Origin of the sequence: Burkholderia theae (genome assembly GCF_048565265.1) — a bacterium.
In the GTDB taxonomy this organism is placed as follows: domain Bacteria; phylum Pseudomonadota; class Gammaproteobacteria; order Burkholderiales; family Burkholderiaceae; genus Burkholderia; species Burkholderia theae.
Window position 1 is genome coordinate 835,224 of sequence record NZ_CP183462.1, and the last position, 16,013, is coordinate 851,236.

Genomic DNA, 16,013 nt, shown 5'->3' on the forward strand with positions numbered 1-16,013 from the left:
GTCGCCCAAGGAGAACCCATGACCATCAAGCACTGGATCGACGGCCGCGAAGTCGAGAGCCGCGAGACCTTCACGACGCTGAATCCCGCGACCGGCGATGTCATCACCGACGTCGCGTCGGCCGGCGAAGCCGAAGTCGACGCGGCCGTGCGCGCGGCGAAGGAAGCCTTCCCGAAATGGGCGAACACGCCCGCGAAGGAACGCGCGAAGCTGATGCGCAAGCTCGGCGAACTGATCGAGAAGAACGTGCCGATGCTCGCGGCGCTGGAGACGCAGGACACCGGCCTGCCGATCGCGCAGACGAGCAAGCAGCTGATTCCGCGCGCGTCCGAGAATTTCAACTTCTTCGCCGAAGTGTGCGTGCAGATGAACGGCCGCACCTATCCGGTCGACGACCAGATGCTGAACTACACGCTCTACCAGCCGGTCGGCGTGTGTGCGCTGGTGTCGCCGTGGAACGTGCCGTTCATGACCGCGACGTGGAAGACGGCGCCATGCCTCGCGCTCGGCAACACGGCCGTGCTGAAGATGTCGGAGCTGTCGCCGCTGACGGCCGACCAGCTCGGCCGGCTCGCGCTCGAAGCCGGCATTCCGCCCGGCGTGCTGAACGTCGTGCAGGGTTACGGCGCAACGGCCGGCGACGCGCTCGTGCGGCATCCGGACGTGCGCGCGGTGTCGTTTACCGGTGGCACCGTCACCGGCAAGCGGATCATGGAGCGCGCGGGCCTCAAGAAGTATTCGATGGAACTCGGCGGCAAGTCGCCGGTGCTGATCTTCGACGATGCCGATTTCGACCGCGCACTCGACGCGTCGTTGTTCACGATCTTCTCGATCAACGGCGAACGCTGCACGGCCGGCTCGCGGATCTTCGTACAGCGCACGATCTACGATCGCTTCGTGCAGGAATTCGCGCGCCGCGCGAACAACCTGGTGGTCGGCGATCCGTCCGATCCGGCCACGAATCTGGGCGCGATGATCACGCGCCAGCACTGGGAAAAGGTGACGGGCTATATCCGCATCGGCGAGCAGGAAGGCGCGCGCGTGGTCGCGGGCGGCGCGGACAAGCCGGCGGGCCTGCCCGACCATCTGCGCAACGGCAACTTCGTGCGGCCGACCGTGCTGGCCGACGTCGACAACCGGATGCGCGTCGCACAGGAAGAGATCTTCGGGCCGGTTGCGTGCCTGATCCCGTTCGAGGACGAGGAAGAAGGGCTGCGGCTCGCGAACGACACGTCGTACGGCCTCGCGTCGTACATCTGGACGCAGGACGTCGGCAAGGTGCATCGCCTCGCGCGCGGCATCGAGGCCGGGATGGTGTTCGTGAACAGCCAGAACGTGCGCGACCTGCGCCAGCCGTTCGGCGGCGTGAAGGAATCGGGTACCGGGCGCGAGGGCGGCGAGTACAGTTTCGAGGTGTTCGCGGAAATCAAGAACGTGTGCATCTCGATGGGTTCGCACCACATTCCGCGCTGGGGCGTGTGACGGGCGCGGGTCGTTTCGGCGCTAAAACGAACGATACGGAGACTTAACGATGGGCAAACTGTCCCTCGCCGCGAAAATCACGCACGTGCCGTCGATGTACCTGTCGGAATTGCCCGGCAGGCATCACGGCTGCCGGGAAGCGGCGATCCGCGGCCATCAGCTGATCGGCGAGCGCTGCCGTGCGCTCGGCGTCGACACGATCGTCGTGTCGGACGTGCACTGGCTCGTCAACGCGGGTTATCACGTGAACTGCAATGCGCACTTCGCGGGCACGTACACGAGCAACGAACTGCCGCATTTCATCCGCGACATGCAGTACGAATATCCGGGCAACCCGGCGCTCGGCCGGCTGATCGCCGAGACGGCCAGCGCACGTGGCGTCGCGACGCGTGCGCACGAGATCGACAGCCTCGAACTCGAATACGGCACGCTCGTGCCGATGCGCTACATGAACGGCGACCAGCACTTCAAGGTCGTGTCGATCGCCGGCTGGTGCATGTGGCACACGCTCGACGAAAGCCGGCGCTTCGGCGAGGCGCTGCTCGAGGCGATCGAGAAGAGCGATTCGAACGTCGCGTTCCTCGCGAGCGGTTCGCTGTCGCACCGCTTCAACGACAACGGCAGCCCCGAGGAATCGATCCACCAGATCAGCCGCGAATTCTTCCGGCAGGTCGACCTGCGCGTGGTCGAGCTGTGGAAGCAGGGCGATTTCAAGACCTTCTGCGCGATGCTGCCCGAGTACAACACGCATTGCCACGGCGAAGGCGGCATGCACGACACGGCGATGCTGCTCGGCCTGCTCGGCTGGGATCGTTACGACAAACCCGTCGAGATCGTCACCGACTATTTCGCGAGTTCGGGCACGGGGCAGATCAACGCGATCTTCCCGCTGCCCTGAACGGCGCCGCCCCGCAACGACTGGAGATCAAGCCATGCCACACATCGTCGTCGAATACACCGCGAACATCCGCGACGACGCGCGCATCCCCACGCTGCTGCGCACGATCAATGCAACGCTGATCGCGCAGGGCGGCGTGTTCCCGACGGGCGGCATCCGCTCGCGCGCGATCGAACTGCAGGACTACTGCGTCGCCGACGGCACGGAGGACGACGCGTTCGTCCACGTGACGCTGAAGATCGGCTCGGGCCGCAGCGACGAAACGAAGAAGGCCGCATGCGACGCGCTGTTCGACGCGATCAAGGCGCATTTCGCCGAGCTGTACGCGAAACGCTACCTCGCGCTGTCGATGGAGCTGACCGAGTTCAGCGAAAGCGGCTCGTACAAGCACAACAACATCCACGCCCGCTACAAGCGGGCCGGCTGAACCCCATTCCCGATCCGACCATGCTCGAACCCGCCCTCATCGACCAGCTTGCGCAGCGTCTGCACGACGCCGAGCGCGAGCGCACGCAGATCCGCCAGATCTCGCTCGACCATCCCGACATCACGATCGACGACGCGTATGCGATCCAGCGCGCGTGGGTGACCCTCAAGCTCGCGGAAGGCCGCACGCTGAAGGGACACAAGATCGGCCTCACGTCGAAGGCGATGCAGAACACGTCGCAGATCGACGAACCCGACTACGGCGCGCTGCTCGACGACATGTTCTTCGCGGACGGCGGCACGATCCCGACCAGTCGCTTCATCGTGCCGCGCGTCGAGGTCGAACTCGCGTTCGTACTCGGCAAGCGGCTCTCGGGCCCGGACTGCACGATCTTCGACGTGTACGACGCGGTCGACTACGTGGTGCCCGCGCTCGAGATCATCGACGCGCGCAGCCAGTCGATCGACCCCGATACGAAACGGCCGCGCAAGGTGTTCGACACGATCGCCGACAACGCCGCGAACGCGGGTGTCGTGATCGGCGGGCGGCCGGTGAAGCCGCACGACGTCGACCTGCGCTGGGTCGCGGCGATCATGTCGCGCAACGGCGTGGTCGAGGAAACGGGCGTCGCGGCCGGCGTGCTGAACCATCCGGCGAACGGCGTCGCGTGGCTCGCGAACCGGCTGTCGCGCTTCGACGTCGCGCTGGAACCCGGGCAGATCGTGCTCGGCGGCTCATTCACGCGGCCGTGCGCGGCGCGGCCGGGCGACACGTTCAGTGTCGACTACGGCCCGCTCGGGACGATTCAGTGCTACTTCGAGTGAGCGAGCGATGCAGATTCCTACGAATGTCTTCAAGGCCGCGCTCGCGCGCGGCGACGCGCAGGTCGGGCTGTGGCTCGGGCTCGCGAATCCGTACAGCGCCGAAGTGGTCGCGGGCGCCGGTTTCGACTGGCTGCTGATCGACGGCGAGCATGCGCCGAACACGGTGCCGACGATCCTCGCGCAACTGCAGGTGATCGCACCATATCCGTCGCATCCGGTCGTGCGCGTGCCGTGGAACGATCCGGTGATCGTCAAGCAGGTGCTCGATCTCGGCGCGCAGACGCTGCTCGTGCCGATGGTGCAGAGCGCCGACGAAGCGCGCGCGGCCGTTGCCGCGACGCGTTACCCGCCGCACGGGATTCGCGGCGTCGGCAGCGCGCTGGCGCGCGCGTCGCGATGGAACCGCGTCGGCGACTACCTGCATCGCGCGAACGACGAGATGGCCGTGCTCGTGCAGGTCGAGACGCGCGCCGGGCTCGACGCGATCGACGCGATAACGCGGGTCGAAGGCGTCGATGGCGTGTTCATCGGGCCGGCCGACCTGGCCGCCGATCTCGGCCATCTCGGCAATCCGGGGCACCCGGACGTGCAGGCCGCGATCGACGGTGCGATCCGCACGATCAAGGCGGCCGGCAAGGCGCCGGGCATTCTGAGTGCGGACGAAGCGGCGGCGCGGCGCTATCTGGAAGCGGGCGCGTTGTTCGTCGCGGTCGGGGTCGATACGACGCTGCTCGCGCGAAGCGCGGAGCGGTTGGCGGCGCAGTTCAAGGGAAGCGGCGGCGAGGCAGGGAAGAAGGGCGACGGCACGTATTGACGAAGCGACAGCGGCCGGCCGTCTGCGGAACGCCCGCCTTCCGCAGTGCGGCTTCATGCCTGCGCATGATCGCGACTATCGCGTTCCGCGCTGCCCGATTTCCATATATCTCCCCGGCGTCGTCCCCAACGCCCGCCGGAACATGTCGATGAACGCGCTCACGTTGTCGTACCCGAGATCGAGCGCGATCGTCGTCACCGGCACGCCGTCGGCGATTTTCTCCAGCGCACGCAGCAGCCTTGCCTGCTGACGCCACTGCGCGAACGTCAGCCCGGTCTCGGCGACGAAGCGACGGCTCATCGTCCGTGCGCTGATGCCGGCCCATTCCGCCCATTCCTCCAGTCGCCGGTTGTCCGCGAGATCCGCGGCAAGCGCATCGGTGATCTTCATCAGCCGCGGGTCCTGCGGCCGCACCAGCCCCAGCGCTTCGACCTCCGACGACGCGATTTCATCGAGGATCACGTCGGCGATCCGCGTCTGCGCGGCATCCAGTTCCGCATCGCCCCAGCTTGCGGCGCGCTGCACGGCTTCGCGCAGCAGCGGCGTCGTGCGGATCGCGCGTGGCGTGTCCGGCAGTGCCGCGCAGCGCGCTTCGGCGACGAACGCCGACCAGCCGGAAATCGGCCCGAACGAACGCAGCGAATGCCGGCAATGCGGCGGAATCCAGATCGCGTGGATCGCCGGCACGACCCAGTCCTGGTCGTCGAGACCGATCGTCAGCAGCCCGCTCAGCGCGCCGACGAGCTGACCGCGCGTATGCGCGTGCGGTGCGGTGATACGCGGGTCGCGTTGCGACAGGACCGCGGCGACGACGAACGGGCCGTCGTCGGACACGACGAATCGGGCGGGCAGGAGTGGATCGGACATGGCCGGATAGCGGTATCGAATGGCTGTTATACCGGAGATTGGCCGGCTTCGCACGCCTACACTGCGTCCATCGATGACAACCGGAGTACGACACGATGCGAGCAGAACAAATGCTTCCCGACCATGCCGACCGGATCGAGGCCGGCGGAACGACGATCCGCAAGGGCACCATCGGCGCGTTTCTGGTCAACGCGCGTGTGCTGACCGATCCGAACGCCGCGCCCGCCGACCGGGCGCGCGCGGAGGCCGACACGATCGACGCGTTGCCGGCACTACACGCGCTCGGCCTTTTCGACGTGCTGGAAGTACGCGATCCCGCGCTGCGCGCGTGGCTCGCCGCACGCTGATGCCAGCCGGAACCGTCAATCGAGATCCCCGATTCAAGGAGCCAAGATGAAAGCTGCAGTCGTGACGGGCGCCGGCGAGCGTCCCGTCCATATGGAATTCGAAGCGCCGCGCACGATGCCGGGCCACCGTCTGATCGACGTGACGGCGTCCGCGCTGAGCCGGATCGCGCAGGCGCGTGCGTCCGGCACGCATTACTCGTCGGACGGAGGCTATCCGTTCGTCGTCGGCGTCGATGGCGTTGGCCGCCTCGACGACGGGCAGCGCGTCTATTTCTTCGGTGCGCCCGCGCCGTTCGGCGCGATGTCCGAGCGCACGATCGCGCCCGACGCGCGGTGCGTGCCGCTGCCGGACGCGCTCGACGATGTCACGGCCGCGGCGATCGCGATTCCCGGGATGTCGTCGTGGGCCGCGCTGACCGAACGCGCGCGGCTCGTCGCGGGCGAGACGGTGCTCGTCAACGGTGCGACGGGGACGTCGGGGCGGCTGGCGGTGCGGATCGCGAAGCATCTCGGTGCTGCAAGAGTGATCGCGACGGGCCGCAACGCGGCTGCGCTGGACGCCTTGCTGAACGCGGGTGCGGACGCCGTCGTGTCGCTGCAGCAGGACGATGCGCATCTGGCGCGTGCGCTCGAACCGCATTTCCGCGCGGGCGTGGATGTCGTGCTCGACTACTTGTGGGGTGCCAGCGCGCAGACGCTGCTGGTTGCCGCGGCGAAGGCGACGCCCGATGGGCGCCGGCTGCGATTCGTGCAGATCGGCTCGATCGGCGGCGCGGACGTGTCGTTGCCCGGTGCGGTGCTGCGCGCGACCGCAATCGAATTGATGGGCAGCGGCATCGGCAGCGTATCGCTGCCGCGTTTGCTGGACTCGGTGCGCGGCGTGTTCGACGCGGCCGGGCCGGCGCGGCTGGCAATCGATACGCGTACCGTGCCGCTGTCGGCGGTCGGCGAACACTGGGGCGATGCAAACAGCCTCGTGCGCACGGTGTTCACGATGCGCGGCGACTGAGCCGCGGTTGAATCGCGGTCGGATCGCGGCGGGCCGGATACGGCACGACGGTCGAGCCGCGCGGCGACACGCCGTCATCCGTCGTGAAGCCGCCGCGCGTGGGGCGAAAGCAGGGCGGCCGCGCGCGAAAGACGCCCGTCGCCGCCCGCCGCATCAGGCTCAGAACCGCTGCTGAATCCCCGCCGTGACGCCGACCTGCGTCGTGCCGTACCCGTTGAAATCGCGCGACACGCCGACCTTCTGGTCGTGCTTCGCGATCGCGAACGCGCCGGCCGCGTACAGCACCGTGCGCTTCGACAGCGCGTACTGCGCACGCAGCGACACGAGCGTCGGATCGGCATCCGTGCCGCCCTTGACGTTCTGGTGATAGACGGCCGCGATCAGCGAGAACGTCGGCGTGAACTGGTACGACCCGCCGATCCAGGCCATGTCGCTCAGCTGGTTTGCCGCCGTGGTGCGGAACGTGCGCTTGTAATTGCGATAACCGGCCATCGTCTTCAGGTTGCCGAAGTCGTAGCTCAGGCCCGCGTGGATGCCCTGGATGTAGTTGACCGTGTCGGCCGGCGTGACGCTGTCGGCCGCGCCGTTCTGGCGGTCGAACGTGACCACGGCCGCGAACGGGCCGGTCTCGTAGCCGAGCGCGATGTCGTACTTCGAGCTGGTCTTCACGCTGCCCGGCACGTTGCCGAAGCCGTACAGCGCGCCGAACTTGAAGCCGCTGAATTCGCCGTCGTAGCGCACCGCGTTCGACGAGCGCGTGAACATGCCGTCCTTGCGGCCGCCCGTCGCCATCGACGATGTCGCCCACGAGTAGTTCTGCGCGTAACCCATCGGGTCGAACGGCAGCATGTAGTCGTAGGTGACGGTGAAGTTGCGGCCGAGCGACAGCTCGCCCCATTTGCCTTTCAGGCCGACCGTCGCGCGGCGCGCGAAGATCGAGTCGGGGCCGTCGTCCGACGCGCCGTTCGCGAGATCGATCCCGCTTTCGAGGCGGAACACGGCCTTCAGCCCGCCGCCGAGATCCTCGACGCCGCGCAGGCCCCAGCGCGACGTGTTCTTGTTGCCCGACTTGAGCTTGACCGAATTGCCGCCCTCCGGCGCCGCGTGGTTCGCGAATTCGATGCCGGCATCCATGATCCCGTACATCGTGACCGACGACTGCGCGTGCGCGGCGGGCGCGGCGATGCAGGCCGCGGCGGCCGAGCCCGTGAGGACTACTGTACGAATCGAACGTTCTGCGCGTGACTTCATTGACGGTGTCTCCTTGGTTCTTGTGGGTTGGGTGAAACGGATGCGGCGCGCGGCAGCCCGCGACGGACGCCTGAAGACGTTCGCCGGTCATGCAAGTCATCGCACGGCGGGGCGCGCGCAGTGCATGCGCGGCGGCACGCGGGCCGCCGCGCTCGGGTCAGCCCGCTTTCGCGAACGCCCAGCAGTCGTTGGTCGGGAATTCGATCCAGTGCTTGCCGGCCGCGCGCGGCACGTTGCCGAACGCGCGCAGGCGCATGTCGCCGCAATGGAACAGGTATTCCCAGCGGTCGCCGAGATACATCGACGTGACGAGGTCGGCCTGCAGCCGGTTCGCGCCCGGGCCGTCGGTCACCTGCACGCGTTCGAGACGGATCACGGCCTGCGCGTCCTGGCCCGGCGCGAACGTGTCGCGTGCCATCGCACGGATTTCCCAGCCGTCGCCGGCGAGCGTCACGCATTCGCCGTCGATCGCGGCGACGCGCGCGTCGATCCGGTTGTTGCTGCCCATGAACTCCGCCGTGTACAGCGAGCGCGGCGCGCCGTACAGCTCGGCCGGCGTGCCTTCCTGCTCGATGCGGCCGTTGCGCAGCAGCAGGATGCGGTCGGACATCGCCATCGCTTCGGTCTGGTCGTGCGTCACGCACAGGGCCGACAGCCCGAGCGACACGATCAGCTCGCGCAGCCACGCGCGCGCTTCCTCGCGCAGCTTCGCGTCGAGATTCGACAGCGGCTCGTCGAGCAGGATCACCGGCGGGTTGTAGACGAGCGCGCGTGCGATCGCGACGCGTTGCTGCTGGCCGCCCGACAACTGGTGCGGAAAGCGTTCCGCGAGATGGCCGAGGCCGAGCTGGTCGAGCGCGCTCTGCACGCGGCGCTTCTGTTCGGCCGGTGCGACGCGGCGCAGCTTCAGCCCGTAGCCGACGTTGTCGGCGACGGTGCGGTGCGGCCACAGCGCGTACGACTGGAACACGAGGCCGAGCGAACGCTGCTCGACGGGCAGGTCGACGCGCCGCGCGCCGTCGAAGAACACGCGGTCGTCGAGCTGGATGCGGCCGTCGGACGGCTGTTCGAGGCCGGCCACCGCGCGCAGCAGCGTGGTCTTGCCGCTGCCCGACGCGCCGAGCAGGCAGACGACTTCGCCGGCCTTCAGTTCGAACGACACGCCCTTGAGGATCGGATTGACGCCATAGCTGAGATGCAGGTCGTCGACGATGAGCTTATCCATGAAGTTTCACTCCGAAACGCAGGGCCACGCCGAGTCCGACGCCGACCATCGCGATGTTGATGACAGAGAGCGCGGCGACCTGGTCGACGGCGCCGGTCGCCCACAGCGACACGAGCAGCGCGCCGATCACTTCGGTGCCGGGCGACAGCAGGTAGACGGCCGTCGAGTATTCGCGCTCGAAGATCATGAAGATCAGGAGCCACGCGGCGAGCAGGCCGAAACGCACGAGCGGCAGCGTCACGTCGAGCGACACGCGGCTGCGCGTCGCGCCGACGCTGCGGCCGGCTTCCTCGAGCTCGGGGCCGACCTGCAGCAGCGCGCTCTGGATGAGCCGCATTCCGTACGCGAGCCACACGACCGTGTACGCGATCCAGATGCTCCACATCGAGTTCTTCAGTTCGCGCAGGCCGGGGACGAACAGGAAGATCCACAGGAACGCGAGGCCGGCGAGCAGGCCGGGCACCGCGCGCGGCAGCAGCACGATGTAGTCGAGCAGCTTCGTCGCCCAGTCGTGGCGGCGGTGGCCGGCGAACGCGACGAGCGAGTAGAAGCCGACCGCGAGCGCACCGCCGATCACGCCGATGCCGAGCGTGTTGACGATCGCGCGCACGAGGTTGTCCTGCTCGAACAGCTCGATGAAGTTCGACAGCGTCAGCACCTCGGCGAGCGCCACGCCTTCGCCCCAGTTGGTCACGAACGCGCGCAGCACGATGCCCGAGATCGGCACGATCACGGTCAGCATCAGCCACAGCGCGACGATCGCGAGCGCGACCCAGCGCCACACGCCGAGCGGCAGCACCGTCGCGCGGCCGGCCTTGCCCTTCATGGTGACGAAACGGTTCGCGGTCTTCAGCAGGCGGCGCTGCAGCAGCACGAGCGGGAACGTGATCGCGACGATGCACACGGCGACCGCGGCCATCAGGTGATACGACGGCACGCCGAGCTTGTTGGTCAGCTTGTACAGGTAGGTCGCGAGCACGAGGTGGCCTTCCGGATCGCCGAGCACGAGCGGCAGCCCGAACACTTCGAAGCCGAGGAAGAACACGAGCACGCCGGCGAACAGCAGCGCGGGCATCGTCATCGGCAGGCTCACGTCGAGCGCGACGCGGAACGGGCGGGCGCCCGTCACGCGCGCGGCTTCCTCGACGTCGGAACCGAGATTGCGCAGCGCGGCCGACGAGTACAGGTACACGTGCGGCACGTGCGTGAGGCCGACGATCACCGTGATCGCGAAGATCGAATACACGTTCCAGGGCACGTTCGCGACCCCGAACAGTTCCTTGAACCACACCGAGTAGAAGCCGACCGGGCCGGCCGCGACCACGTAGCCGAACGCGAGCACCATCGGCGACACGAACACGGGCGTGAGCAGCAGCGGTTCGAGCCAGCGGCGGCCGGGCAGGTCGGTGCGCACCATCAGGAACGCGAGGATGCCGCCGAGCGGGATCGAGATGAACAGCATCCCGCCGGCGATGATGAACGAGTTCTTCACGGCCGACCAGAAGTCGGGATCGCTGAAGATGAAGCGGAAACCTTCGATGCCGAGCGTCTTGTTCGCATCGAAGAATGGCGCGGACAACAGGCTCTGGAACAGGATGAAACCGAGCGGCAGCGCGACCGCGATGGTCAGCACCGCGACGACGATCCAGCGCAGCATGCCGGCGAGCGGCTGCAGGCTGTTGACCGGCAGCGCGGGGATCGCGCTGCTCTGGCCGGTAGAGGGCGGAACGGCCGGCGCCGTTCCGCGTGTGCTGGTTGAAAGCATGAGTTCGCCCCTGCGGCCATCCGGATGGCCGCCTTTAGGAAGTCGGTAAGGGGAAGGGGCCGCCCGCGCCAGATGCGGCGGGCGGCCGGCAATCAGCGGATCAGCGCTTGATCGACTGCTGCCATTGCTTCAGGAACGCAAGCCGCTTCGACTGGTCGAGATAGACGAGCAGCCCGGTGCCGATCTGGATCGGCTTCAGCGAATCGCCGAGTTCCTTCGACAGGCTCGCGGCCGACGTTTCGCCCGTGACGTCCGCGCGGATCGCGTACAGGTTCGCCTGGTTCGCGATCAGCGTCTGGCCGCGCTTCGACAGCAGGTAGTCGACCCACAGCTTCGCGGCGTTCGGATTCTTCGCCTTCTTCGACACGGTGGCGAGGCGGCTCACGACTTGTGTGTAGTCCTTCGGAAACACATAACCGATCGACTTGTCCTTCTTCGCCTTCGCATAGGCATACGAACCGATGATGTTGTAGCCGATCAGGTTCTCGCCCGACGAGATCCGCTCCATCATCGCGCCGGTGCTCGACTGCAGCTTCGGGCCGGTCGCGCCGATCGCCCGCACGAGTTCCCACGTGACCTTCTCGTTCACGTGCGCGTCCTGCGTCAGGTAGTTGAAGCCGACGCCCGATTTCTCGATGTCGTAGGTCGTGACCTTGCCCTTGAACTTGTCGCCCTGCGTGGTGAGCAGCTTGATCAGGTCGGCGCGCGTCGTCGGCACTTCGTTCTCGGGAATCAGGCGCTTGTTGTAGACGATCGCGAGCGGCTCGAACGTCGTGCCGTACGCCTGCTTCTGATATTGCGACCATTGCGGCAGGTTCGGGCTTTCGGGCGAATCGTAGGACGCCATCAGGCCGTCGTTGACGAGCTTGACCTGCAGGTCCATCGCCGAGCTCCACAGCACGTCGGCGCTGGTGCTGCTCGCCGCGTTCTCGCTGATGTAGCGGTTGTACAGCTCGGTGCTGTTCATGTCGTTGTACTCGACCTTCACGCCGTACAGGCTTTCGAAGTCCTTGATCAGCGGACGCACGAGGCCCGTGTCGGTCGTCGAGTAGACGATCAGCTTGCCTTCCTTCTTCGCGGCGTCGATCACGCCCTGGTAGTTACCCGGATACCCGGCCGGAACCTGCGCGGCGGCGCTGCCGGCGGCAGTGCCCAGAACGACCGCCAGCGCGGCGGCGAGGGTCTTCGGTGCAAACGACATGTCTTCCTCCAGTACGTATCGGTGTTGTTCGAGTGACGCGGATGTTAATTGCGAGGCACTTTCAGCCTGCTTTCATTTCCGTTCACAATCGCGTCCTTTGTGTCATGGATTTCCCGAGGTCGAAACGACGGCGGCCGCGGTTTTCGCGGCGCGCGACACGGTTTGAAAAGGGAGGGAAGTGCGTTGCCGACGGGCGCGGCAACGATGCCGAAGACGGCTAGGCGGATTGCGCCAGCAGCTTTCCGAGGATCCGGCCGCCGTGCCGCGCGTGCGCGGCCGTCAGTGCCGAATAGCCGACGACGACACCCGCTTCGCGCTCGGCGCTTCGGCAGAATCCGCGGATCGCCTGCAACGTGACGCCGGCCGCGTGCGCCTGCGCGACGTACGACGCGTCGTCCATCCCGGGCGGCAGCCACAGCACGAAATGAAATCCCGCGTGCTCGCCCGACACCGTGTACCGCCCGCCGGCGTGCTTCGCCAACTGGTCGAGCACGATGTCGCGCCGCTGGCGGTACGCGTGGCGGCTGGCGCGCAGGTGCTTCGCGAAATCGCCGTGCGCGATGAAGCGGGCCAGCGCAAGCTGCGGCGCCACGCCGACGGAGCGTGCGGTCGCGTGCCACACGGCCGCCAGCATCGGCCGCAATTCCGTCGGCACGACCATGAAGCCGATGCGCAGCCCCGAGAACAGCGTCTTGTTGAACGAGCCGCAGTAGATCACGCGATCGCATGCGTCGAGCGATTTCAGCGCGGGCAGCGGGGCGGTCTGGTAACTGAATTCGCCGTCGTAGTCGTCCTCGATGATCCATGCCCGGTTGCGCTGCGCCCAGTCGAGCAGTTCGAGCCGGCGCGACACCGACATCGTGACGCCGAGCGGTGCCTGATGGGCGGGCGTCACGTAGGCCGCGCGCGCATCCGGATGGCGATCCAGCGATGCCGTGTCGATCCCTTCTCGATCGACCGGCACGTCGATCACGGTCGCGCCCGCGATCGTGAAAATCTGCCAGGCCGACGCATAACCCGGATCTTCCATCAGCACCGTCGCGCCGGGCGCGAGCACCGTTCGCGCGACGAGATCGATCGAATGCCGGATGCCGGTCGTGATGAAGATGTCGCCGGCTTCGCACGGAATGCCGCGGTATTCCCGCAGGTACGCGGCGATTTCGGCGCGCAGGCTTTCGACGCCTTGCGACGGCGTCGCCCCGAGGTCGTTCGCCGTCGCGGCGAGCAGGCTCGCGCCGAGCGCCTTCTTCCATTGCTGCATCGGCAGCAGGCCGGGATCCGCGAGCCGCGCGACGAACGGGACGCCGGGGCGCACGCCATGTTCCGGCTCGGCCGTGTCCGTCGTGCCCGCCGACGCGCTCGGCGTGTCGGGGCGATCGGCGCCGCCGTGACGCGGCTGCGCGGCCGCGCGCAGATAGCTGTCCGGCACCATCGCGCAGACCCGCGACCCGGAGCCGCGCGTGCGCGCAATGTAGCCCTCGGAGCACAGCAGGTCGTACGCCGCTTCGACGGTTCCCCGCGCGACGCTCCAGCGCGCGGCAAGCGTCCGGCTGGACGGCAGCGGGCTGTCGCCGGGCAGCAGCCGCTTCAGGATCGCGTCGCGAATCGCGTCGGCAATGCACGCCTGCTTCGACTGCGGGCTGCCGGTCGACAGCCCGGAAGGGCGCGGCAGATCAAGCGGAATCGCGGCTTTGCCTCGCGGCATAGTGGTCCAGTCGGTGTTCGATTTAATGGTCCTTCAGCTTATATCACTTTCCCCTTAGATTGCTGTCGACCCCACCTATCCGACCGAAGACGGACTCACCGCATGAAGACGCGTTTATTGCCCCAGTGGGGCTGGTTGTTCCTGTTGATGCTCGTCGTATGCCTGCCGCGGGTCACGATCGATGCCTACCTGCCGTCGCTGCCCGCGATGGCCGACGCGCTGCACGGCACCGATGCCCAGTTGCAGCTCACGCTGACGCTCTACATGGTCGGTTATGCGTTGTCGATGCTGGTGTCGGGGCCGTTGTCCGATCGGTACGGACGCCGTCCGGTACTCGTCGGCGGCCTGTGCATCTACGCGATCGCGAGCGTTGCCTGCGCGTTGTCGACGAGCATCCCGGCGATCATCGCCGCACGCATTTTCCAGGCGCTGGGCGGCTGCAGCGGAACGGTGATCGGGCGCGTCATTGTGCGCGAGCGCTTTCCGACCGCGATGCAGGCCACGATGCTGGGTCGTATCTCGGCCGGCATGGCGTTGTCGCCGGTGATTGCGCCGCTGGCCGGCAGCGCGGTCGCCGAGTGGTGCGGCTGGCGCGGGGTGTTCGGGTGTCTTGCGGCGGGCGGGCTGGTCGCGACGGCGATGGTGCTGCGCTACCTGCCCGAGACCCGCGAATACGACGCGCGGCCGGTGCCGGGCCGCGGGCTCTTGCGGACGTATGCCGGCCTGCTGCGCGAGCGCCGGTTCCTGCGCTATTCGCTGGCGATCAGCTTCGCTTACTGCACGTACTATCCGTTCATCGCGGAGTCGTCGACGCTGTTCCAGCGGCAGATGGGCGTGTCCGGCCCGGTCTATGCGGCGATCTTCGGCCTGACCGTGCTCGGCTACCTGATCGGTTCGAGCCTGTTCGCGCGGACCAGCGGCCGCTGGGAAGCCGATGCGGTCATCGTCGCGGCGGCAGGCGTCAATCTGGTCGGCGCCGCGGTGTTGTGGGCGGGCGGTGCGATCGCCCCCACGGCGGTGACGGCCCTCGTCGTGCCGATGTTCGTCGTGATGATTGCCGTCGGGATCGCGATTCCGGCCTGCCAGTTTGCGGTGATGCAGCCGTACACGAAGATCGCCGGCACGGCGTCCGGGCTCTTCTTCTTTATCCAGATGGCGATCACGGCCGCGTGCGGCGGCGTGCTGGCGTGGCTGTCGGACGGCACCGCCCGCCCGATGATTGCCGTCACGGTCGGTGCGAGCGTCGCGTTCGTCGCGGTGGCCGTCGGTCTGCGTGAGCGTCGCGTGACCGACGGTTCGCGCTTCGCGACAGGGAGCCGTCGCGCGCCCGAGCGATGAGCGACAGTCGACCGGACCGCGCGGCGCGGGTTCGCAGGCGCGGTGCAACAGGTGTTTCCGCGAGGCGTCGAAATGGAAAGGATCATGTAATGTAGCGGCCTGTCGCTGACCTTACCGGATTCCCCATGCGTGTGCTGCTCGTCGAAGACAACCCGAACCTGGCCCAGTCGCTGAACGACGCGCTGAGCGCCGCGCGCTTCGCGGTCGATCACATGGCGGACGGGGAGGCGGCGGACCACGTGCTGCGCACGCAGGATTACGCGCTGGTCATCCTCGATCTCGGGCTGCCGAAGCTCGACGGGCTGGAGGTGCTGCGGCGGCTGCGCGCGCGCCGCAATCCGGTGCCGGTGCTGATCCTCACCGCGCACGGGTCGGTCGAGGACCGCGTGAAGGGGCTCGATCTCGGCGCCGACGACTATCTCGCGAAGCCGTTCGAGCTGACCGAACTGGAGGCGCGCGCCCGCGCGCTGATCCGGCGCAGCCTCGGCCACGAGCATTCGCGGGTCGAATGCGGGCCGCTTTCGTATGACAGTATCGATCGCAGTTTCCACCTCGCGGGCGAACCGCTGTCGCTCACGCCGCGCGAGCGCTCGGTGCTCGAGGTGCTGATCCTGCGCAACGGCCGCGCGATCAACAAGGAAACGCTGTCGGAGAAGATCTTCGGGCTCGACGAGTCGGTCAACGCCGACGCGATCGAGATCTACGTGTACCGGCTGAGGAAGAAGCTCGAGAACACGGGCGTCGCGATCGTCACGTTGCGCGGGCTCGGATATCTGCTGGAAGCGAAGGCGGTATGAGTGACTGCCCCCACGCTCACTTTCGTTCGCTGCCCCCCAAGGGGGCGCATGCCTTCCTTGGGG

15 protein-coding genes are annotated in these 16,013 nt (G+C 67.5%); 9 read left to right on the forward strand and 6 right to left on the reverse strand.

Going from position 1 to position 16,013, the window contains the following annotated elements; translation table 11 throughout:
* The first annotated feature begins 18 nt into the window (after positions 1 to 18).
* The 5 genes from hpaE to hpaI are packed head-to-tail and all read left to right on the forward strand — an operon-like array spanning position 19 to position 4,445.
* Positions 19 to 1,482 (forward strand): 5-carboxymethyl-2-hydroxymuconate semialdehyde dehydrogenase, encoded by a 1,464-nt coding sequence (gene hpaE, locus ACN22W_RS21225; protein WP_129517246.1) that lies wholly within the window; start codon positions 19 to 21, stop codon positions 1,480 to 1,482.
* A 49-nt stretch (positions 1,483 to 1,531) separates the two neighbouring features.
* Positions 1,532 to 2,380, forward strand: coding sequence for a 3,4-dihydroxyphenylacetate 2,3-dioxygenase (gene hpaD / locus ACN22W_RS21230; protein WP_419689289.1), 849 nt, complete (start codon positions 1,532 to 1,534; stop codon positions 2,378 to 2,380).
* A gap of 34 nt (positions 2,381 to 2,414) precedes the next feature.
* Positions 2,415 to 2,807: a 5-carboxymethyl-2-hydroxymuconate Delta-isomerase gene (locus ACN22W_RS21235; RefSeq protein WP_057928246.1), complete on the forward strand. Its 393-nt coding sequence runs from the start codon at positions 2,415 to 2,417 to the stop codon at positions 2,805 to 2,807.
* A gap of 20 nt (positions 2,808 to 2,827) precedes the next feature.
* Positions 2,828 to 3,631: a 2-oxo-hept-4-ene-1,7-dioate hydratase gene (gene hpaH, locus ACN22W_RS21240; protein WP_343493755.1), complete on the forward strand. Its 804-nt coding sequence runs from the start codon at positions 2,828 to 2,830 to the stop codon at positions 3,629 to 3,631.
* Positions 3,632 to 3,638: 7 nt separating this feature from the next.
* Entirely contained in the window at positions 3,639 to 4,445 is an 807-nt protein-coding gene (hpaI, locus tag ACN22W_RS21245; RefSeq protein WP_419689290.1) for a 4-hydroxy-2-oxoheptanedioate aldolase, read from the forward strand.
* A 75-nt stretch (positions 4,446 to 4,520) separates the two neighbouring features.
* Here hpaI and ACN22W_RS21250 read toward each other — a convergent pair whose 3' ends face one another.
* Entirely contained in the window at positions 4,521 to 5,312 is a 792-nt protein-coding gene (locus ACN22W_RS21250; protein ID WP_419689291.1) for an AraC family transcriptional regulator, read from the reverse strand.
* 95 nt (positions 5,313 to 5,407) lie between these two features.
* Between ACN22W_RS21250 and ACN22W_RS21255 the strand changes: the two genes are divergently transcribed.
* Both ACN22W_RS21255 and ACN22W_RS21260 read left to right on the forward strand, forming a co-directional pair.
* The gene (locus tag ACN22W_RS21255; RefSeq protein ID WP_419689292.1) at positions 5,408 to 5,659 is read left to right on the forward strand and encodes a hypothetical protein; all 252 of its coding nucleotides are present in this window, start codon (positions 5,408 to 5,410) and stop codon (positions 5,657 to 5,659) included.
* A gap of 46 nt (positions 5,660 to 5,705) precedes the next feature.
* Positions 5,706 to 6,668, forward strand: a complete 963-nt coding sequence (locus ACN22W_RS21260; protein ID WP_419689293.1) for a quinone oxidoreductase family protein — start codon at positions 5,706 to 5,708, stop codon at positions 6,666 to 6,668.
* Positions 6,669 to 6,827: 159 nt separating this feature from the next.
* Here the strand turns inward: ACN22W_RS21260 and ACN22W_RS21265 are convergent, their stop codons facing one another.
* The 5 genes from ACN22W_RS21265 to ACN22W_RS21285 all read right to left on the reverse strand — a co-directional run bounded on the left by ACN22W_RS21265 (position 6,828) and on the right by ACN22W_RS21285 (position 13,815).
* The gene (locus tag ACN22W_RS21265; RefSeq protein WP_419689294.1) at positions 6,828 to 7,919 is read right to left on the reverse strand and encodes a porin; all 1,092 of its coding nucleotides are present in this window, start codon (positions 7,917 to 7,919) and stop codon (positions 6,828 to 6,830) included.
* 157 nt (positions 7,920 to 8,076) lie between these two features.
* Positions 8,077 to 9,144 carry an ABC transporter ATP-binding protein gene (locus tag ACN22W_RS21270; RefSeq protein ID WP_419689295.1) on the reverse strand — a complete coding sequence of 356 codons (1,068 nt, stop codon included), beginning with the start codon at positions 9,142 to 9,144 and terminating at the stop codon, positions 8,077 to 8,079.
* Positions 9,137 to 10,909: an ABC transporter permease gene (locus ACN22W_RS21275; protein ID WP_419689296.1), complete on the reverse strand. Its 1,773-nt coding sequence runs from the start codon at positions 10,907 to 10,909 to the stop codon at positions 9,137 to 9,139. Before ACN22W_RS21275 ends, ACN22W_RS21270 begins: the two co-directional genes overlap by 8 nt.
* A gap of 100 nt (positions 10,910 to 11,009) precedes the next feature.
* Positions 11,010 to 12,110: an ABC transporter substrate-binding protein gene (locus ACN22W_RS21280; RefSeq protein ID WP_048245395.1), complete on the reverse strand. Its 1,101-nt coding sequence runs from the start codon at positions 12,108 to 12,110 to the stop codon at positions 11,010 to 11,012.
* Positions 12,111 to 12,327: 217 nt separating this feature from the next.
* Positions 12,328 to 13,815 (reverse strand): PLP-dependent aminotransferase family protein, encoded by a 1,488-nt coding sequence (locus ACN22W_RS21285; RefSeq protein WP_419689297.1) that lies wholly within the window; start codon positions 13,813 to 13,815, stop codon positions 12,328 to 12,330.
* A 102-nt stretch (positions 13,816 to 13,917) separates the two neighbouring features.
* On the opposite strand from ACN22W_RS21285, the gene ACN22W_RS21290 reads away from it, so the two are divergent.
* Positions 13,918 to 15,153, forward strand: coding sequence for a multidrug effflux MFS transporter (locus ACN22W_RS21290; protein WP_419689298.1), 1,236 nt, complete (start codon positions 13,918 to 13,920; stop codon positions 15,151 to 15,153).
* 125 nt (positions 15,154 to 15,278) lie between these two features.
* Positions 15,279 to 15,950: a response regulator gene (locus ACN22W_RS21295; protein WP_047903423.1), complete on the forward strand. Its 672-nt coding sequence runs from the start codon at positions 15,279 to 15,281 to the stop codon at positions 15,948 to 15,950.
* The last annotated feature ends 63 nt before the right edge of the window (positions 15,951 to 16,013 follow it).